We start from the raw sequence: 18,659 nt of genomic DNA on the forward strand, positions 1-18,659 counted from the left end.
TATAAGATCAGTATCGAATAATCTATTATTGATGACTTTTTTCTCCTTGGAATACATCAACACTAAACATGACCTTGTGCTTTTTTGCATCGTCTATAGATTTTTGAAGTCTCTTTGCTATGTTTTCGATAGCTTCATCATTAGGTAAGTGTTCAGGCAATGGCGTCAACTTAAGGAAAAATATCAGCGATAGTGTATAAAATTTCTCTCCAAATTTTTTATCATTAAATTATCCAAAGAGTGCAAGGGACAGCACTTTTGTTTCTGTTTTATTTCAACAAAGAAGTCTAAAATGTGTCCTTTTTAGGTGAAATATGCAAAAAGGAAAAAACCTTATTCTACAAATTAAAAATATAATATACTCGAAAACTTTTCAGAAAATCCATTGTGTTGAGTTTTACACGAACAAGAAAACTTCCTTTTTCGACAGTATTTTCTATGATTTTAAAGTTAGTTAAAAAAAGTTTGGGAATAGAATGTGAACTTATGGAGCCATTGACATGTACCCTCAAAGCAAGCTTTTTCTAAAGCAAGGTATAAGATTTGCCATACAGGCTTTCAAGAATTTAAGAGGTTGTCCACAAACCAGTAAATCAAGCATATTCCCTACTTAACATAACTTTACTCATAGCCAGATATATGAAACTTTCAGTAGATGTTGTAAGTAAATCGTACTCCTTTGATAGCCTTCTATTTCTATTGATCCAAGCAAAAGTCCTCTCTACCACCCACCTTCTCGGCTGTACTGAAAATCCAGGATCCCGTTGTGGCAATAGTTCTAGTGGTGTATCTTTATGCACCCAAAACCTACATGGAGGCCTTTTGACAATTTCAATATCTATCCCATATTCTCTCTTTACGTAATCCTTTAAATCTTTTCCTTGGTATCCCATATCAGCCCACATTTTCTTAATATTGCTGTATTTTTCCTTCATATTGTCCAATGCCATCTTCACCCCATCTCTGTCATTTTCGCTTGCAGCTCCTACATAGCAACCAAGCACAAATCCTTGAGTATCTGTGATTATATGTCTTTTTCTCCCCTTTACCTTTTTCGCACCATCATAACCTTTGCCCCCCCTTTTTCCGTGGTTTTTACCGATTGACTGTCCACTATGCATGCGCTCGGCTTCCCATTTTTGACCTACTATATTTAGTGATATCATAGTTCATTTTCTCAAAAATTCTCTGCTTTTTCCATCTTCTAAACTGTTCATGCACAGCCTTCCACGGCGGAAAATCGTGTGGTAAATAGCGCCATTGACATCCTGTGCGCAGTATATAAAGAATTGCATTTACTATCTCACACTTACTGTATTTTGGTGGCCTTCCTCCTTTCTTGTACGATACTCTGAAGTGTTTTTCTATTCTTGCCCATTCCCTTTTACTTAAATCTGTTGGATATTTTTTCCTCATCTCTTACCTCAATATTCTTTCTTTATATACTACGTATTCCTTGGTTTGTGGACAACCTCTTACCAACTTAATAAAATTCCTGGATCCCAGTGGGCTTTGTTGCATCGCTAGCTATGATGGATTAAAGATAAAAAAGATAGCGAATATCAGTAGCTTATTATTCTGGTATTTATAACAAGAACGGTCAGTGAATACCTAAATTTGAGTAAAAGAAATTTCACTACCACTCACTAATCTGGCTAAAATTCAAGAATTTCAATGCTTTAGCTATTTTCAATAGAATTAAATTTATTAATATAAATAACAAATTACTATTCTTAAATTTGATCAGATTGATTGCAAAAAAATAAGATTTTCAATAGGTTGCTTATAATCCTAACTATAGTTAGCCTTTCATAAGTAGCGATGCAACAAAGCCATCCCAGATACTGTCTCTGCTGTCAAACAAATTATCCAACAAAATTACAATTAAATGGTTGATTATTTTTAAGAATACCAAAAAAGACATGCATTAATTTTCGCATTAACGCAAGAACTATGACTTTTGGACATTTGCCTTTACTTGCTAGACGCTGACAAAACTTTTGAAAATGATTATTATGGTTTTTGACTACTATAGCTGGCATATAAAGAGCTTTTCGAATACGCTCAGATCCTATTTTGCATATGCAACTTCTCTTACTTACTGACGATCCCGATTGATAATGTCCTGGATTTAGACCAGCAAAAGCTGTAAATTGTTTAGCATTGTCAAAGTTATCAACTGATGGCATTTCTGCGACAACAGCAACAGCAGTAAGATATCCTATACCTTTTATAGTCTTAAGGTTTTCCACCATATTTTTTAGATGTGGATAGTTATTTATATGCTCATTAATTTCTTTTTCGAGAACAATAATTTGCTCCTCTATTGCCAAAATTACTTTAGATATAGCTTCTTTGCAACTGGAATGCATATTTTTGTTTTCCAAGCGATTTGTCTGTTGCACCTTATCATCTTTTAGCGATTGCATGCAACGGTAAAGCTCCCTCAAATGCCTCATTTCAGGTGTAATGGGCTTCCAAAGAGCAGGTTTGTTGGCGATACAAAATCTAGCTATCATAGCTGCATCTGATTTATCTGTCTTATTTCTGAGCAGCTCACTTTTGCCAAAAGCTTTGATTTGGGCTGGGTTTACTATACTGACATTATGTCCTAAATCGTGCATAAAAGTAGCCAAATCTTCTCCATACCAACTAGTTGCTTCAAGACATAAATGAGTAAGATTTGCTCCATGGCCATTGCACCAAACTACAAGTTTTGCAAAACCATCTTGATTATTTTGAAAGACTTTGTGTCGTTTTTTACTGTCCACTAACAAACAAACATCAAATTTCTTTTTTGAAATATCCACACCCAAAATAGCATTTACTTGCATAAAATTGCCTCCAAGACTATAAATAAACTGAGAGTTTAGACTAACCTTGTAATACGGGATATAATTCCAAAAGATACTGTTCAGTCTTTAACTCTATGGGAGGGAAGCAAAATCTGGGACTCGGCCTTAATGGCATTAGTGTCGCATCAGCTTCACCCTCCCTGTGAGGTATTTTAGCTCTAATGCCTCACATCATAAAGATACAAGTGTCAAGCACTGGGATGACAAGAAGAGGGTACTTGGATAAGAGGCATTGCCCTCCTGGTAGGCCCAAATTGCAATGTCCGTACAGTTATGGATTCATTCGCGGTATAGATTCCGCTAATGAGTAGCGGAATGACGAATTTGTTGTTTTTCAAATTGTAGGTAAACCTAAGCCACTTTAGCTATATATAATAGAATTTCGCTTTCTACTATCTTTCCAGTTGTTTTATACATAATTCTCGAATTTTGAAAATTTGCTCCATATCTAATTTCTCACTTGTATAAAATTTGTTTTCTTACTTCGAGACCTAATCTACCACAACTTTTATATGGCGTTTCTTTCCTGCAGATAATTTTATAAATGGCTGATCTTTAAAGCTTTCGAAATTTATTACATGATCAATATTGTTTACAACATTATCATTAATCTTGCATCCGTTGCCCTGTATTAAACGCTTTGCAGCGCCTTTTGAAGGTTCAAAACCGGTGTCATGTAGTAGGTCTACTAAGGATATGCCGCTTGCAACTTGTTCTTTTTTTATGATGTAATCAGGAAGTAGTGAGCTATCTTCATTCTCAAAAGCAGAAATTGCAGCAAATTGTGCAAGTTCCGCTTCTTTGTCACCATGACATATTTTTGTCACTTCTGTTGCCAAGACCTTTTTTGCTTCATTTATTTCTTGATCCTTTAAAGACTCTAATTTTCTAATCTCATCAATTGGCACATCAGTGAGCAATCTTAAAAAACGTCCAACATCTTGATCATCAACGTTGCGAAAATATTGCCAGTAGTCGTAAGGCTTTAGCATATTATCATCAAGCCACACTGCTCCACTTTCAGTTTTGCCCATTTTTTTTCCTTGTGCATTTAATAAAAGAGGCATGGTAAGGCCAAATAGCTCAGGTAAATTCAACTTTTTTCCAAGTTCAATTCCGTTTACTATATTTCCCCACTGGTCTGACCCTCCAATCTGCAGACGACAATCATATTTTTTGTTTAATTCAATAAAGTCGTAAGCTTGCAATAGCATGTAATTAAATTCCAGAAAGCTTAAGGTTTGCTCTCTATCCAGCCTGGTTTTCACACTATCAAAACTTAGCATACGATTTACAGAAAAATAGGCTCCTATATCACGCAAAAAATCTATGCATTTTATGTTATCCAACCAATCTGCGTTATTTACTATCATTGCACCAGTCTTGCTGTCATTAAAAGACACCATTTTCTCTAATATTCTCCTTATACTGGATGTATTTTGATTGATGTTCTCTACAGGCAAGATGCTTCTTGCTTTATCTTTGAAGGATGGGTCACCAATTTTTGTTGTGCCACCTCCAAGTAAGACTATCGGCTTATAACCAAATTTTTGTAGGTGACAGAGCATCATAATCTGAATCAGGTGACCAGCATGAAGACTTGGTGCTGTGCAATCAAACCCAATGTATGCAACTATATAATTGCTCTGCAATAATAATTGATCTAGTCCTTCAATGTTTGTGCATTGGTATAGGTACCCTCTTTCTTGGATGAAATTTAAAAATTCAGATGCGTGTTTCATTTTATAAACCCCAGTCTATCCTGTCATTAATGCCGAAGGTAACCCTAATAGAGAAGCCAGTGCCCAGACACTGGAACTTAATTATAAACAAGCACACTATACAACGTTTTCGATGAAATTGCATGAAAAACTGGATTCCAGTGTCAGCTACTTTCATGACACCACTACCTGTGCAGGAGTTGCCTTCAAAATTACAACGTTTGTGCAATTGTGTACCAGCTATCTGGATAATCAATTCCATAACTCTTCTATTTTATAATACTCCCTTACTTCCGGCCTGAATATGTGAACCATTATGCCTTGAAAATTCAAAACCACCCAATTGCCTTCATCCATACCTTCTACATCTATTTTATCATGTGGCTTGAGGCTTTTTATTACGTGCTCAGCTAAAGCTTTAACGTGACGGCTTGAATCACCAGATGCAATAATCATATATTTTGCAATAACGGTTTTATTCTGCACATCAAAAGTTACTATATCATGACCTTTATTTTGATCTATTATCTCTTCAATTGTACTTCTTATCGATTCCATATCGCTAAGCATTGTTTACAGGTTATATGATTCATTTATAATTATATACTCAAAATTTCTAAATATGAACTATTTTCAACGCAACTACTTGTTAAAGGTATTACCTGCATCTATTTTATCATAATGTTTTTAGCATGTACAATGTATATACTTTTTATATAATTGAAAATAGCTTTTTACTAGTATTCATTATGGGCAAGACTCTCATCTACTTAATCGGCTTTCCAGGCAGTGGTAAGTTTACTACTGCAAAGGAACTGTGTAAAATCATTGGTGCAGTAATAGTAAGCAATAATCTATTCAATAATATTATATTTGATATTGTTAAATTACAAAACGCTGAAGTTCCAGATGACCTATGGGAAAAAATTTTTGCAGTTAGGGAAAATGTATTGGCAATACTGGAAAAACACTACGTAAAATCAAAACATTATATATTTACAAATGAATTGATAGAGGGTGATCCCTATGACCAAAGATTATATAACTCAGTGGTAAATTTAAGTAAAAAAATGGACATGGAAATTTTTTCTGTAGTATTACATTGTAATAATGAAAAACTAGTAAGACGTGTCCAATCAGAAGAGAGATATCAGGAAAATAAAATTACTGATCCGGATTTTGCTATAAAGAAAATTGAAGGGAAAAGGCTATTTATACCTGAGGGTTCGCTTGAAATTGATAACTCGAACTTGAGTGCAAAGGAAGTTGCAAAGAAAATTGTTGAAGAGATGAAGAAAGAAAAAAATGGAAAATTAATTAAAACTTCTGTAACAAATCATTTAAAAACAGAGCGTACTCGTGGTTGAGCAGAAAGATAAGTACCGTCCTTGTGTTGGCATAATGCTATTTAACAGACAAGGACATGCCTTTATTGGAAAACGCTTTGATAGCGATTCTTACTGGCAGATGCCACAAGGAGGTGTTGATGATGGTGAGGAACTGGAACAAGCAGCGTTACGTGAGTTGCTAGAGGAGGTTGGTACTAATAAAGTAAAGGTTATAACTAAAAGCAAGGATTGGATATACTACAACTTGCCTGAAGAAGTTATACCAATATGCTGGAATGGAAAATATTCTGGTCAAAAGCAAAGGTGGTTCTTAATGAAGTTTTGCGGAGAGGATGAGGACATTGATATTAATTATACTGGTCATCCAGAGTTCAAAGAGTGGCGTTGGCAAGGTATAGATAGTTTAGTAGCCAGTGCTATATCATTTAAAAAAGAAGTTTATAAAACAGTGATAGAAGAGTTTTCTTCTATAATAAAAGCCTCAACAATAAGCTCATGATAGTAGATTCTCATTGCCACTTGATTTATTTTTCTGACGATGAAATACCAAAAATAATTTCAAGGGCAGAGCAAAATGGTGTAAAGGTTTTGCATAACATATGCGTAAGCATTGACGATGTTCCTAAGTTATTAAAAATTTCTTCATCCTATGATCAGGTCTACTCCTCTGTTGGTATACATCCGCTTGATGCTGCTATAGAAAACGGTGAGTGTATACATGTTGATGAATTAGTTGAATTTACCAAGAACCAAAAGGTAATTAGTATCGGTGAAACCGGGTTAGATTTTTATAAATCTGACAACAAAGACAATCAGAAAAAAAGTTTTGCATTACATATAGAAGCGTCAAGAATAACTGGACTACCTTTAGTTATTCACACAAGAAGCGCTGATAATGAGATGATCGATATGTTAAGGTCAGAAATGAAAGCCGGTGCTTTTAGTGGAGTAATGCACTGCTTTGCTTCCTCTAAAGAACTTGCTTATCAATCTATAGATTTGGGGTTATATATTTCATTTTCTGGAATTATTACTTTTAAAAATGCGAGCTTACTCAGAGAAATTGCACAAAATGTACCACGCGAGCGTGTTTTAGTCGAAACTGATGCACCATATCTATCACCTGAGCCTTATAGGGGAAAAAAGAATGAACCAGCAATGGTGAAATACGTTGTTGATTGTTTGGCAGAGTTGTGGAATGAGTCACCAGAACAAGTAGCGAAGGTAACCACAAGCAACTTTTTTAGGCTGTTTGAGCTATAAAGAAGCTCTATAAAACCATTAATTTGCTTATGAACCTAAAGATTTCACCAGCTCTCTCACCGAGTTTACAGACTTATTAAACATTTCTTGTTCACTATCATTCATTTTAACTTCTAGGATCTTTTCAATTCCGTTTTTTCCAATAATTACAGGAACACCAATAAACAAATCTTCTACACCATATTCACCATTAAGGTAAGCAGCACATGGTAATATGCGCCTCTTATCTTTTAAATATGATTCTAACATGCATATAGCTGAAGATGCAGGAGCGTAGTATGCAGATCCAGACTTAAGCAGATCAACTATTTCTTTACCGCCATTGCGAGTGCGTTCAACTATTTCATCGACTTTTTTCTGTGTGATAAGACCCATATCGATAATTTGAGTAAGTGGAATTCCAGCAACTGAAGTACAATTGATTAGTGGTACCATAGTGTCGCCATGTCCTCCAAGCACAAAAGCAGATATATCTTCAACTGAGATATTTAACTCACTTGCAAGAAAGTAACGAAAACGGGAAGAATCAAGCACTCCTGCCATGCCAACAATCATATTAGTTGGAAGGTTTGAAAATTTATGCACCACTGAAACCATGGCATCCAAAGGGTTGGTAACCACTATTACAAACGTGTTTGGAGAATATTTTTTAATATTTTCGCCAACCTCCTTCATTACTTTAGCATTGGTTTGCAGGAGGTCATCTCTGCTCATTCCTGGTTTTCTGGCAATGCCAGCGGTTATTATAATTGCATCGGAGTTTTTTATATCTTCATACCTATTTGTGCCAGTAATATTGACATCAAATCCATCAATAGGGGATGATTCTGCTATTTCGAGTGCTTTACCTTGTGGTATTCCATCACTAATATCAAGTAAAACAACATCACCGAGTTCCCTTAGTGCAATCATATGGGTGAGAGTTCCACCGATATTTCCTGCACCGATTAAAGATATTTTTTTTCTTTGTACTGTCATTTTCTACTCCTTTGTATTTACTTTTATGGTTTTACCTTCCCAAGGCGATAAGCTATCAAACATACGAAAATCTTGCGGTAAATCTATAGGATTATATACAACCTTTTTTGTCTCTATATCATATCTTACTTCCTCATAACCAGTGAGAGGGAAATCTTTTAACATTGGATGACCTTTGAATCCATAGTCTGTTAGAATCCTACGCAAATCAGGGTGATCAGAAAACTCTATTCCATACATATCAAACACTTCACGCTCAAACCACAAAGCCGTACTAAATATCTTCGCTACACTTGGAGGCATGTCGCTTTCACATAACTGAAGCTTTATGTGTACTCTAATATTATGCACAATGCTGAGCAGATTGTATATTAGCTCGAAACGCTTCTCTCTATTTGGATAGTCAACCCCAAAAATATCAACTAATAGTTCAAACCTACACTTTTCATCATCACGTAGAAAGAATAGGTACTTTTCAATTTCATCTAAAGTTGAATATATTACAATAATGCCATCATCTTTTTGAATGCACTCGCATTTGGTCTTTTTTTGTATATACTTTGCAGTTTTATCCATTCCGAGTCCGTTTTATTTTGTTTTGTAGGCATAGCATTCCATATAGCAACGCCTCAGCGGTTGGTGGGCATCCAGGGACATATACGTCAACTGGCACAATTCTATCACAGCCTCGAACTACTGAATAAGAGTAATGGTAATAACCACCACCATTTGCACAACTTCCCATGGAAATAACATACTTCGGGTCTGCCATTTGATCATAAACCTTGCGCAATGCTGCTGCCATTTTATTAGTTAGTGTGCCAGCAACAATCATCACATCTGATTGACGTGGGCTTGCACGAAACATTATACCATATCTATCAAGATCATAACGGCTGGATGCAGTATGCATCATCTCAACTGCGCAACATGCAAGACCAAATGTCATTGGCCACAATGAACCAGACCTTGCCCAATTCATTACATAATCTGTTAAATCACCAAATTTAGTGACAAGAAACCCTTCTTTTTTATAACGACCCCAGTCATCATTAGATAGAATTTGATTTGTCATAAACTACTCCCACTCTAATGCACCTTTACACCATTCATAGATAAAACCTATAGTGAGTATTGCAAGAAATACCATCATAGACCAAAATCCACCATAGCTTATCTTAGATAAAGAAACAGCCCAAGGAAAAAGAAAAGCAATTTCTAAGTCAAATATTATAAATAATATTGAAACTAGATAAAATTTAATGTCAAAATTTTTTCTTGCACTAGATAGTGGATTGAAGCCACACTCATATGTGGAAAGCTTTTCACCATCTGGCTTACTCACTGCAAGAAACATAGGCAATATACCTAAAGCAAAAGATACTACAATTGATACGCAGATAAAGATTACTATGGTTAAATATTCGCTCATTTAACAAAACATATAACACTATGAGTTTACATGCTTTCCTAACTTTTTACCACCTAAAATATGCACGTGAAAGTGTGGTACAACCTGCTCTCCATTTTCACCGTAGTTAGTGACTAATCTATATCCTGTTTTTTCTAAATTATATTTGTGTGCTATCTCTCTTACAGTTTTGAAGAAATCCACTATTTCCTCTTCAGGAGCTTTTAGAATGAAGTCATCATATGAAATATATTGATTTTTTGGTATAACTAAAATATGAACTGGCGCGTCAGGGTACTTATCATGAAAAGCTAGTACATTTTCATTTTCATGTACCTTCTCACAAGGTAACTCACCTCTTAATATTTGAGCAAAGATGTTATCGCTATCATAAGCTTCATTGCTCATATTTTAAGAGCGACCTTTCCCTCTTTCTTCGTTTTTCTCTACATTAGGTGTAGATAGTGGTTTTATCGCTTCACCAGAAGCATCTTCAAGATTTAAAGAGCTTACAAGTTCCCTTACTTTTACCATGTCCTGCTGTTCTTTCAAAAAGGGTTCTATTCCACTTACCCTTTTTCCAGTAATAACTCCTGGTTGTAAGTGATACATATCCCCAGGAACAGTTAGACTATGATGTCTTTCCTCTATTTTTTTAGCTTCACTCATAATACTCCCCTATAACTTATTTTTGCATTCCACAACTTTGCGACTTACCCGCTTTTATAGCTTCTTGCGCCCATTTTTTCTCACCTGAAGCTATAGTTTCTGAAGGCTGACCAACATCAGACTTCACAACTTTGTCTGATGACTGCTTTTGATTATCATAATACAATTTTTCTGCAATACCATTCAGCAATTTTAAGTCTGTATGAATTTTAAATTCTCCACCGGTAATTTTTGCCAGCTTCTTAAGGTCTTCGTCAACTTTATTAGCAATTCCTTTAAGAACAAGCTCTTTTATTTCTTTCTCGCTCTTGCCTGTATTATCAGGATTAGTTTTAATAGTGTTAGCTATTTCCTCAACGTTAATTTCAATTACAATTTTATTTTCTTCTCTATGTATAGTGATGTTTGAATACTCACTTTTTAGTGCTTTTATTTTATTCAATTGTTCATCATTCAAATAAGGTATATCTCCCGTCAGAGTTCTTGACACTAAAAAACTTACCTTTCCTATCCCTTTCTTTTGCTCTGTCATTTGTACACCAAGATCCTTACTAGCCTGTGTGGTTTCTATAGGTGGATCATATCCCCTTTCTTCTTCAGGTACATCTATACCAACAGCTTTCTTTAACGAAACTGTAGCATCATGTTTCATTTCACCCGTTGAAGCAAACGGCTTCTTTATAGGGTAAATAAGTGCTTTAGGCACAAGAGCAAACACCCGACCTGTAGCTTCTACACCTGTTTTAACTGCTCCGCCTATCTTAGCCCAAATAGATTCTGCCATACACACCTCCAAGGTACTTTCTATAACTAAATACATTTTAATTATAGACGAAAAAATTTAAACTTCTATATCCATTGTAAGATAGAATTATAGGGATTGCAACCATTATTTGCACATTGTCTAAAACATGTAGTATTTTCGCTACTTTTATTGTTCAATTTATTATAAAGAATACTCTAAATTATGTTTAAATGGAACACAAATAATATCATTGATGCAACTGGCGGAAGAGACGTAAATGGTTGTAATTGGATACATAGCTCAAATATTTCAACGGACACAAGAAGCATAAAAAAAGGTGATTTATTTATTGCCCTCAAGGGAAAGAATTTTGATGGCCATAATTTTTTGCATGAAGCGTTTTTAAAAGGGGCTGTCGCTGCAATAGTGAGTGAGGGTAAATATAAAAATTTCCCTCTCATTATTGTACAAGATACCCTGAAAGCTTTGCACGGTATGGCATCATACTACATTAGAAATGTTCTTGTTGATGCTAAAGTTATTGCAATTACAGGCAGTGTTGGGAAAACCACTACAAAGGATATGCTGCACACTGTTTTATCGCAATATGGAGTATCTCATGTAAATGAAGGTAACTTAAATAATAATATAGGATTGCCTTTGACAATTCTGAAAGCTCCAAAAAACTGCCAGTACTTAATTCTTGAAATGGGAATGAATAAAGCTGGTGAAATAAAAGAATTATCAAAAATTAGTAATCCGAATATTGCAGTTATTACCAACATCGAACCTGCACATACTGAAAATTTTTCATCACTATTTGACGTTGCACAAGCGAAGTTAGAAATTCTGTATGGTATGAAAAATAACGGTACTTTGGTTTTAAGCAGAGATAATAAATATTATGATTATCTCTCATCACACGCCAATAGAAATGTAATAAGCTTCGGTAAAGATAAAAATGCTGAAGTTTGTTTACTAAACTTAATAAGAAACGATGAATCTTCTGTCATTTCAGCACTATCTTCTGTCATCCCAGTGCTTGACTACTTGGATCCAGGAAGTTCAATTGCAAATGAGCATATCAGACGGTTGTATAATAAAGACTGGATTCCAGCGTCACGCGCTGGAATGACATCAAACCGAGTTGCTAATAGATTAAGTTTAAAAATCAGGCTGAGTGATAATCAAATTATAAACTGTAATTTACGTGTACAAGGTGAGCATTTTGCTTATTCGCTACTTGCTGTTGCAGCAGTTGTGCAAAGCCTCGGACTTGATTTATCAAAATTACCACTTGCACTTAAGAATTTTAGTGTAGCGAAAGGTAGAGGCAACATTCATAAGGTCAAATACAATAAAAAATATATACATTTAATTGATGACTCCTATAACGCCAGCCCTGCTTCGATGAAAACTGCAATAAAAACTTTGAGTACATATTCTAATCAGAGAAAAATAGCTTTGCTTGGTGATATGTTGGAACTTGGTGATGAAAGCATAGAGTTTCATACAGATTTGGTTAAGATTATCACAGAAAATAATATAGATAAAGTTTATACAGTTGGTAAATTTATGTTAGAATTGCATGAGCTTTTGCCAGATAATATAAGAGGCACGCATTTTAATGATTCTAATCAATTGAAAAGTGATTTGGCTAACATTATTCAGAATAATGATGCAATTCTAGTTAAAGGCTCACGAGGAATGAAAATGGATCTTATTGTACGGGAATTCGTAATAAAATATTAAGCGAAATCATTGTATTAATTTACAGTAACAAATTATTAGGAACTTTAATTGTGACAAAACGTGTAATTATTTTTGGTGGAACGGGGTTTATAGGGAAACACATCGTAAGACGCTTGGCAGAAGAAGGATATTTAATAAAGATATTCACTTGTAATCAGGAAAAAGCTGCTTGTTTAAAATTGTGTGGCAATTTAGGACAAATATCAATATTTAAAGGCGATTTTTTTGATGAAAAATCAGTTCTGGAGGGTATGGAAGAATGTGATGTAGCTATAAACTTAGTGGGAATATTATATGAAGCAAAAAAGCACGATTTTTACGCTGTTCACGTTAAAATAGCTGAAAGGATAGCAAAAGCTGCAAAAATGAAAAATGTACCTATGATGATACATTTTTCTGCTATGGGAATAGAAAATAGCAAGTTGTCAAAATATGCTCAAAGTAAATTGGAAGGTGAAAAAGCTGTAACTTCAGCATTTCAAGAAGCAATAATAATTAGGCCAAGTCTTGTATTTGGTAAGGAAGATAACTTCTTTAATAAATTTGCAAGATTAGCAACTATTCTTCCTTTCTTACCACTAATTGGCAATGGAACGACTAAATTTCAGCCCATATGTGTAACAGACTTAGCTGAAGTGGTATATCGTATTATCAGTTTTAATAAGCAAGACAAGAAAATTTATAACATGGGCGGACCAAAGGTTTACTCTTTCAAAAGCTTATTGAAGTTTATTCTGAATGTTACTAACAGAAAGTGTTTGTTGATCAATGTATCTTTTCCAATGGCAAAGTTAATAGCTTTCTTTTTAGAAAATAAAATTATTTCTGTGCTGCTAAAACCAATAACCGGAGATACGAACCCTATGCTTACTCAAGATCAGGTGAAAGTTATGATGAATAGTTCAATCGAAAAGTCAGTTGACCTTGAAACAATGAAGGTTCGACCATTAGCAATTGAAAATGTGGTGCCAGAGTACTTGAAGATTTATAGAAAGTATTGATAGAAGAGTGTGCCCGGTGGGATTCGAACCTACGACCCACAGCTTAGAAGGCTGTTGCTCTATCCAGCTGAGCTACGGGCACACAACATATATAAAATGCTTCTTAGTACAAGTGAAGTCAAGTACTTCGTGTGAATATGATGTTTATCTTGCAACACCTTGTCATTGCAGTTGTGTGTCGCGCGCTGCCAAAATTGGATGCGAGAAGTCTATTTATTTTAGAAAATATTATATAGAAACTTGCTTGACAAGCCTTGCCAGTCCCCTTATCATGAAACCGAAGCTATTGTATTTGCTTTCGCCAATCTGCAGATTAAAAGGTAAGGATTGCTTAATGTATCGGCGTCTTATGTTCAATTTTTTGCAGTATATAGATACTGTATGTCTTTACAAAACTTCATCTACATCTAGATTTTTATCTAAATAAGCTGAACGCGCTTATAAAGCGTTGCAAGACATCAAAAAATGCCAATACTCGACAGAGATAGTAAAAGACTAGCTAACTCGGGGATTCTTTGTCTTTTTTTCTGCTTAGTAAACTTCTTAAACATTTGCAGCGTAAGTTAGTTGCAATTAAAAGCAGCTTAATCTTGCTTTTCAAGCGTTTAAAACATAAAAAACGCCAATATTTTAAAGCGGATAATAACCCCAGGGCTTCTTTTGCCTTTTTTTTCATTTGGTAAATTTCTTAACGTTTGTAGCTAAACGACAACCGTCATCCCGCTACGTGTTAGCGGCTAAGAGATACCGCGGCGGCATGACGGTTCGTGGCGGCATGAAGATAAGCTCGTCATCCCGCTGCTTGTTAGCGGGATCTATGTTAAGAGGTTGTCCGGAAACAAGTAAAAGGCTATAATATCTGAAATTTTAGTACGGGGTAAAGATGAGAAAAAAGTATCCAACAGATCTAAGCGAAAGGGAATAGGCAAGAATAGAAAAACACTTCAGAGTATCATACAAGAAAGGAGGAAGGCCGCCAAAGTATAGCAAAAGAGAAATATTAGAAGCAATTTTCTATGTATTGCGTACAGGGTGTCAATGGCGGTATTTACCAAATGATTTTCCGCTATGGAAGACTGTGTATGAGCAGTTCAGGCAATGGAAGAAGCAGGGAATTTTTGAGAAAATGAATTATGAAATTACAAAATATAGTAGAAGAAAAATAGGAAGGAATGAGCAGCCAAGTGCCTGTATAGTAGATAGTCAATCTGTAAAGACTACAGAAAAGGGGGGATCAAAGGCTATGATGGAAGTAAAAAAGTAAAGGGTAGAAAAAGGCATATAATTACAGACACTCAGGGTTTTATACTAGGTTGTTACGTAGGCGCTGCTAACGAAAATGATAGAGATGGTATTAAAATAGCATTAAACAATATGAGAACAAAATATACTAAAGTTAAAAAAATGTGGGCTGACATGGGATACCAAGGAAGAAATTTAAAGAATCACATAAAGGAAGAATATGACATAGATATTGAAATTGTTACAAGGCCTCCATGTAGATTTTGGGTGCACAAAGATACGCCACCTGAGCTACTACCAACAAGAGAACAAGGGTTTAAAGTACAGCCAAGAAGATGGGTTGTAGAAAGGACTTTTGCTTGGGTTAATAGGAATAGAAGGCTATCGAAGGAGTATGATTTACTCACAACATCCACTGAGAATTTCATATACCTAGCTATGAGTAGGGTTATGTTAAAGAGGGAATATGCTTGAATTTACTTGTTTCCGGACAACCTCTTACATCAAAACCAAGGAGGGATGGCTATATTTGGCAGCAATAATTCTCACGTATGGTAGTTAATGAGTAGTGCAATAAATAAACAATTGGTTATGAACTCTTTATTAATGGCCATTAATAGGCGTAAACCTGTTAAAAATCTACTGCTGCACAGTGACCAAGGTTCACAATATACTGCGCAAGGGTATCAATATCTCTTAGCTGTAAAGAATATAGATGAGTAATAAAGGCTGTTGTTACGACAATTCTGTTGCAGAAAGCTTCTTTAGCTCATTGAAAAGAGGAATACTTATTGATACTTCACAACACTCTGCTCAACAAACTAGAACTGCAATATTTGAATACATAGAAATTTTTTATAACAAACAACGTCACTATTAACTATTGCATTCCAGAACAATTTGATGCATCATTCTTTTTGTAAAAAACATTCCACACTTTCTCTCCACTTTTTCTGGGTAAGGTCATATGTGTACATCCCCATCATGAATGCTATTTTCGGTAAAATCTCTTACAACGCTCAAAAGCAGAAAAACAAAAACTTGATTTTCTCAGCTAAATAGTGGACCATCAAAAGCACGCATAAATATCTACAATGAAAGAAAAAACTTTCACAATCATCGATGGCTATGGTTTTCTTTTCAGAGCTTACTATGTACTACCTCACTTAATTACCACAACAGGAATGCCAATAGGTGGTGTATATGGCTTTCTGAATATGGTTCTTAAGTACATTGCCCATTCGGACTACTTAACTATAGCACTTGATGCAGGGAAAAAGAATTTTAGGCACAATTTATATCCTGAGTACAAAGCGAACAGAGTAACGCCTCCTGAGGATCTAACTCCACAGTTCACCATACTGAGGGAAGCGGTAGAAGCTTTTAACCTCAGCTATGAAGAGATTGAAGGTTATGAAGCAGATGATATAATTGCAACACTAGCTGCAAAATACGCCAACCACCAAGACTTTAAAGTGGTAGTCGTTTCATCAGATAAAGATTTATTTCAACTCTTGAACCACAATATTTTAATATTCGACCCCATTAAAAATATATATATAGATGAAAAACAAGTAATAGAAAAATTTGGCGTAAACTCACACAAGCTTCTTGATTTATTTTCTCTAACTGGTGATGCATCTGACAACATTCCAGGCGTTCCGGGAATAGGTCCGAAGACTGCAGCTAAATTACTAGATGAATTTGATTCATTGAATAATATTATAGAGAACATTGATAACATCGAGCAAACGAGGATTCGTAATATTCTTGCTGAACATAAGGAAAAAGCGCTAATTTCAAGAGAACTTTTATCACTATGCGAAAAAGTAGACCTTCAACATGATATTGCAAAATGTGAAGTTCGCCCTCCAAATATGGAAAAACTATTATCCTTTTTAAAGAAGTATGAATTCAATTCTTTAATAGGTAAAATGGAAAAGCTTTTTTCCTATAATGGGTCTAGCACAAAAGAGAAAATAGAATATAGTAGTGAAGAGTTAGAGAAATTTTTGGAGCATTGTAGATATGAAGGCAGAATTGCAATTCATTGCCACTTTGAAGACAACTTATTAAATAAAATTTCCTTATCTTATAGCGAAAGTAATATTTTTTATATAGAGCAAGACAGCATACAAGATGCACTCATTATAATTAACTCAACTTTACTCTCAAATGGGGCGCTTAAAATAATACATAACATTAAAGAAATCAGGAAAATCTTCCCTACAGTAGAGAAGATGCTAGATTCAGTTGATGATTTGATGATAATGTCGTATAGCTTGGATACAGGAAAACACGATCACAGTATTCCAAACATAGTTGCGCATAATTTGAGTGAAAATGCAGAAATTTTCTCGGCAAAAACTTTAATAGCAATTCATGAAAAGCTAAAGCAAAGGTTATTTCAGGAAAAATTGTTCACAATTTACGAGCGCTTCGATAAGCCACTTATGAAAGTAATATTTGATATGGAGAAAAATGGGATATTACTGAACATACAAAAATTACAGGAGCTGTCCGATAAATTTCAGCAGGTAATTGCCGTGCTTGAAGATGAGATATATAATTTGGCAGGAGAAAGATTTAATATTGCTTCGCCAAAACAATTAAGTGATGTTTTATTCAACAAAATGGGGCTTAATAAAAAGAAAAAGTCAAAAAAATCTGGATCGTATAGCACCAATTATGAAGTTCTAGAGGCACTCGAAGAAGAAGGGGTAGAAATCGCAAGTAAAATCTTAAATTGGCGACATTTAAGTAAATTAAAAGGCACCTACACTGATGCATTAATAAAGCAAGTTGATCCACTTGATGGTAGAATACACACAAGCTTTTCAACGACTGCAACTGCAACTGGAAGGCTGAGCTCCAGCAATCCTAATTTACAGAATATTCCTATCAGAAGCGAAGAGGGAAATCTTATCAGACAAGCATTTATTGCGCCAAAAGGGCATAAGATAATTTCTGCTGACTATTCGCAAATAGAATTAAGACTCCTGGCACACGTTGCAAACGTTGCAGCATTTAAAGAAGCTTTTGCAAACGGACAAGATATTCATGAGATCACCGCAAGGCAAGTTTTTGGAGTGCAAGAAATAGATGAGCAATTAAGACGCAAAGCAAAATCCATCAATTTTGGAATTATATATGGCATTAGCCCATTTGGTCTTGCAAAGCGGCTTGGAATTACCATTGCGGAAGCTGCTGAATACATTAATTACTATTTTTCCTGTTACCCAGAAATAAAGGCCTATATGGAAAAAGCAGTGTCTATCGCAAGATTGCATGGTTATGTAGAAACTTTGTTTGGCAGGAGATGCTTTGTAAGAGACATAAACAATACAATTCCTTATATAAGACAATTTGCAGAAAGGGCAGCAATAAACGCACCACTGCAAGGAACCGCTGCTGATATAATAAAACGTGCGACAATTCAGCTTTTTGACCAATTGAAAGTAGGTAAAATAATCCTCCAGGTTCACGATGAACTACTGGTTGAAGTAGAGGACGAAAAGGTACAAGAAACAGCAAAACTTATGAAAGATATAATGGAAAATGCAATAGAAATTTCTGTACCACTTGAAGTAGAAATAAAAGTTGGCGACAACTGGGCTCTTAATTATGACTTAAACATCGTGGATTCTAGGAGTATAAATCATTTGAACTAATA

At 35.0% G+C, this 18,659-nt stretch carries 19 protein-coding genes, 1 tRNA gene and 3 pseudogenes; 10 read left to right on the top strand and 13 right to left on the bottom strand.

Annotated features, from left to right (window positions below; genetic code table 11):
- Positions 1 to 314: 314 nt before the first annotated feature.
- Positions 315 to 580 (top strand): annotated as a pseudogene (locus LA754_RS04965) (IS4-like element ISWosp8 family transposase); the annotation flags it as partial.
- Positions 581 to 593: 13 nt separating this feature from the next.
- On the opposite strand, the pseudogene LA754_RS04970 reads toward LA754_RS04965, so the two are convergent.
- A pseudogene (locus LA754_RS04970) lies at positions 594 to 1,416 on the bottom strand (IS5 family transposase).
- 449 nt (positions 1,417 to 1,865) lie between these two features.
- Complete coding sequence (locus LA754_RS04975; protein WP_077190114.1) at positions 1,866 to 2,834, bottom strand: IS110 family RNA-guided transposase; 969 nt, start codon at positions 2,832 to 2,834, stop codon at positions 1,866 to 1,868.
- 182 nt (positions 2,835 to 3,016) lie between these two features.
- On the opposite strand from LA754_RS04975, the gene LA754_RS04980 reads away from it, so the two are divergent.
- A complete protein-coding gene (locus tag LA754_RS04980) occupies positions 3,017 to 3,166 on the top strand; it encodes a hypothetical protein (protein WP_457923621.1) in 150 nt (49 codons plus the stop codon).
- Between the two features lie 180 nt (positions 3,167 to 3,346).
- Here the strand turns inward: LA754_RS04980 and tyrS are convergent, their stop codons facing one another.
- The 3 genes from tyrS to rsfS are packed head-to-tail and all read right to left on the bottom strand — an operon-like array spanning position 3,347 to position 5,146.
- Positions 3,347 to 4,597: a tyrosine--tRNA ligase gene (gene tyrS / locus LA754_RS04985; protein ID WP_077190598.1), complete on the bottom strand. Its 1,251-nt coding sequence runs from the start codon at positions 4,595 to 4,597 to the stop codon at positions 3,347 to 3,349.
- Between the two features lies 1 nt (position 4,598).
- Positions 4,599 to 4,832, bottom strand: coding sequence for a hypothetical protein (locus LA754_RS04990; protein WP_264338840.1), 234 nt, complete (start codon positions 4,830 to 4,832; stop codon positions 4,599 to 4,601).
- Complete coding sequence (gene rsfS, locus LA754_RS04995; RefSeq protein WP_006279567.1) at positions 4,829 to 5,146, bottom strand: ribosome silencing factor; 318 nt, start codon at positions 5,144 to 5,146, stop codon at positions 4,829 to 4,831. Before rsfS ends, LA754_RS04990 begins: the two co-directional genes overlap by 4 nt.
- Positions 5,147 to 5,325: 179 nt before the next feature.
- On the opposite strand from rsfS, the gene LA754_RS05000 reads away from it, so the two are divergent.
- Genes LA754_RS05000 through LA754_RS05010 form a run of 3 tightly spaced genes read left to right on the top strand, consistent with a single transcriptional unit; the run spans position 5,326 to position 7,188 of the window.
- Entirely contained in the window at positions 5,326 to 5,943 is a 618-nt protein-coding gene (locus LA754_RS05000; protein WP_022626414.1) for an AAA family ATPase, read from the top strand.
- Positions 5,936 to 6,424 carry an RNA pyrophosphohydrolase gene (locus LA754_RS05005; protein WP_006279569.1) on the top strand — a complete coding sequence of 163 codons (489 nt, stop codon included), beginning with the start codon at positions 5,936 to 5,938 and terminating at the stop codon, positions 6,422 to 6,424. Before LA754_RS05000 ends, LA754_RS05005 begins: the two co-directional genes overlap by 8 nt.
- On the top strand, positions 6,421 to 7,188 hold the full coding sequence (locus LA754_RS05010; protein ID WP_006279570.1) for a TatD family hydrolase: 768 nt from the start codon (positions 6,421 to 6,423) through the stop codon (positions 7,186 to 7,188). Before LA754_RS05005 ends, LA754_RS05010 begins: the two co-directional genes overlap by 4 nt.
- 27 nt (positions 7,189 to 7,215) lie before the next feature.
- Here the strand turns inward: LA754_RS05010 and mdh are convergent, their stop codons facing one another.
- The 7 genes from mdh to LA754_RS05045 are packed head-to-tail and all read right to left on the bottom strand — an operon-like array spanning position 7,216 to position 11,030.
- Positions 7,216 to 8,166, bottom strand: a complete 951-nt coding sequence (gene mdh, locus LA754_RS05015) for a malate dehydrogenase (RefSeq protein ID WP_006279571.1) — start codon at positions 8,164 to 8,166, stop codon at positions 7,216 to 7,218.
- A 3-nt stretch (positions 8,167 to 8,169) separates the two neighbouring features.
- Positions 8,170 to 8,742: an NADH-quinone oxidoreductase subunit C gene (locus LA754_RS05020; protein ID WP_006279573.1), complete on the bottom strand. Its 573-nt coding sequence runs from the start codon at positions 8,740 to 8,742 to the stop codon at positions 8,170 to 8,172.
- Positions 8,735 to 9,241 carry a NuoB/complex I 20 kDa subunit family protein gene (locus tag LA754_RS05025; RefSeq protein ID WP_006279574.1) on the bottom strand — a complete coding sequence of 169 codons (507 nt, stop codon included), beginning with the start codon at positions 9,239 to 9,241 and terminating at the stop codon, positions 8,735 to 8,737. Before LA754_RS05025 ends, LA754_RS05020 begins: the two co-directional genes overlap by 8 nt.
- Before the next feature lie 3 nt (positions 9,242 to 9,244).
- Positions 9,245 to 9,598: an NADH-quinone oxidoreductase subunit A gene (locus LA754_RS05030; RefSeq protein WP_006279576.1), complete on the bottom strand. Its 354-nt coding sequence runs from the start codon at positions 9,596 to 9,598 to the stop codon at positions 9,245 to 9,247.
- A gap of 18 nt (positions 9,599 to 9,616) precedes the next feature.
- A complete protein-coding gene (locus LA754_RS05035; RefSeq protein WP_006279578.1) occupies positions 9,617 to 9,985 on the bottom strand; it encodes an HIT domain-containing protein in 369 nt (122 codons plus the stop codon).
- A 3-nt stretch (positions 9,986 to 9,988) separates the two neighbouring features.
- Entirely contained in the window at positions 9,989 to 10,246 is a 258-nt protein-coding gene (locus tag LA754_RS05040) for a hypothetical protein (RefSeq protein ID WP_006279579.1), read from the bottom strand.
- 16 nt (positions 10,247 to 10,262) lie between these two features.
- Positions 10,263 to 11,030: a hypothetical protein gene (locus LA754_RS05045; protein WP_082246264.1), complete on the bottom strand. Its 768-nt coding sequence runs from the start codon at positions 11,028 to 11,030 to the stop codon at positions 10,263 to 10,265.
- A gap of 183 nt (positions 11,031 to 11,213) precedes the next feature.
- Here LA754_RS05045 and LA754_RS05050 point away from each other — a divergent pair, with 183 nt between their 5' ends.
- Complete coding sequence (locus LA754_RS05050) at positions 11,214 to 12,743, top strand: UDP-N-acetylmuramoyl-tripeptide--D-alanyl-D-alanine ligase (RefSeq protein ID WP_077188612.1); 1,530 nt, start codon at positions 11,214 to 11,216, stop codon at positions 12,741 to 12,743.
- Positions 12,744 to 12,793: 50 nt separating this feature from the next.
- Complete coding sequence (locus tag LA754_RS05055) at positions 12,794 to 13,744, top strand: complex I NDUFA9 subunit family protein (RefSeq protein WP_077188611.1); 951 nt, start codon at positions 12,794 to 12,796, stop codon at positions 13,742 to 13,744.
- An 8-nt stretch (positions 13,745 to 13,752) separates the two neighbouring features.
- Here LA754_RS05055 and LA754_RS05060 read toward each other — a convergent pair.
- A tRNA-Arg gene (locus tag LA754_RS05060) sits at positions 13,753 to 13,826 on the bottom strand.
- An 849-nt stretch (positions 13,827 to 14,675) separates the two neighbouring features.
- On the opposite strand from LA754_RS05060, the gene LA754_RS05065 reads away from it, so the two are divergent.
- From LA754_RS05065 to polA, 3 genes and pseudogenes are all read left to right on the top strand, one after another.
- Positions 14,676 to 15,460, top strand: a protein-coding gene (locus tag LA754_RS05065) for an IS5 family transposase (RefSeq protein ID WP_238513981.1) whose coding sequence is annotated in 2 segments (ribosomal slippage) — positions 14,676 to 14,997 and positions 14,997 to 15,460 — 786 coding nt in all. Because the reading frame shifts where the segments join, the coding sequence is not laid out codon by codon here.
- Positions 15,461 to 15,482: 22 nt separating this feature from the next.
- Positions 15,483 to 15,909 (top strand): annotated as a pseudogene (locus LA754_RS05070) (transposase); the annotation flags it as partial.
- 171 nt (positions 15,910 to 16,080) lie between these two features.
- Positions 16,081 to 18,657, top strand: coding sequence for a DNA polymerase I (polA, locus tag LA754_RS05075; RefSeq protein WP_236514385.1), 2,577 nt, complete (start codon positions 16,081 to 16,083; stop codon positions 18,655 to 18,657).
- The last annotated feature ends 2 nt before the right edge of the window (positions 18,658 to 18,659 follow it).

It is taken from the genome of Wolbachia endosymbiont of Muscidifurax uniraptor (assembly GCF_054149795.1).

Bases quoted from the DNA above. Each gene is read 5' to 3' on its own strand.
- rsfS (WP_006279567.1), bottom strand. From the start codon at position 5,146: ATGCTTAGCGATATGGAATCGATAAGAAGTACAATTGAAGAGATAATA.
- LA754_RS05020 (WP_006279573.1), bottom strand. From the start codon at position 8,742: ATGGATAAAACTGCAAAGTATATACAAAAAAAGACCAAATGCGAGTGC.
- LA754_RS05025 (WP_006279574.1), bottom strand. From the start codon at position 9,241: ATGACAAATCAAATTCTATCTAATGATGACTGGGGTCGTTATAAAAAA.
- LA754_RS04980 (WP_457923621.1), top strand. From the start codon at position 3,017: ATGCCTCACATCATAAAGATACAAGTGTCAAGCACTGGGATGACAAGA.
- LA754_RS05010 (WP_006279570.1), top strand. From the start codon at position 6,421: ATGATAGTAGATTCTCATTGCCACTTGATTTATTTTTCTGACGATGAA.
- tyrS (WP_077190598.1), bottom strand. From the start codon at position 4,597: ATGAAACACGCATCTGAATTTTTAAATTTCATCCAAGAAAGAGGGTAC.
- LA754_RS05000 (WP_022626414.1), top strand. From the start codon at position 5,326: ATGGGCAAGACTCTCATCTACTTAATCGGCTTTCCAGGCAGTGGTAAG.
- LA754_RS04975 (WP_077190114.1), bottom strand. From the start codon at position 2,834: ATGCAAGTAAATGCTATTTTGGGTGTGGATATTTCAAAAAAGAAATTT.
- polA (WP_236514385.1), top strand. From the start codon at position 16,081: ATGAAAGAAAAAACTTTCACAATCATCGATGGCTATGGTTTTCTTTTC.
- LA754_RS05035 (WP_006279578.1), bottom strand. From the start codon at position 9,985: ATGAGCAATGAAGCTTATGATAGCGATAACATCTTTGCTCAAATATTA.
- mdh (WP_006279571.1), bottom strand. From the start codon at position 8,166: ATGACAGTACAAAGAAAAAAAATATCTTTAATCGGTGCAGGAAATATC.
- LA754_RS05045 (WP_082246264.1), bottom strand. From the start codon at position 11,030: ATGGCAGAATCTATTTGGGCTAAGATAGGCGGAGCAGTTAAAACAGGT.
- LA754_RS05030 (WP_006279576.1), bottom strand. From the start codon at position 9,598: ATGAGCGAATATTTAACCATAGTAATCTTTATCTGCGTATCAATTGTA.
- LA754_RS05050 (WP_077188612.1), top strand. From the start codon at position 11,214: ATGTTTAAATGGAACACAAATAATATCATTGATGCAACTGGCGGAAGA.
- LA754_RS05040 (WP_006279579.1), bottom strand. From the start codon at position 10,246: ATGAGTGAAGCTAAAAAAATAGAGGAAAGACATCATAGTCTAACTGTT.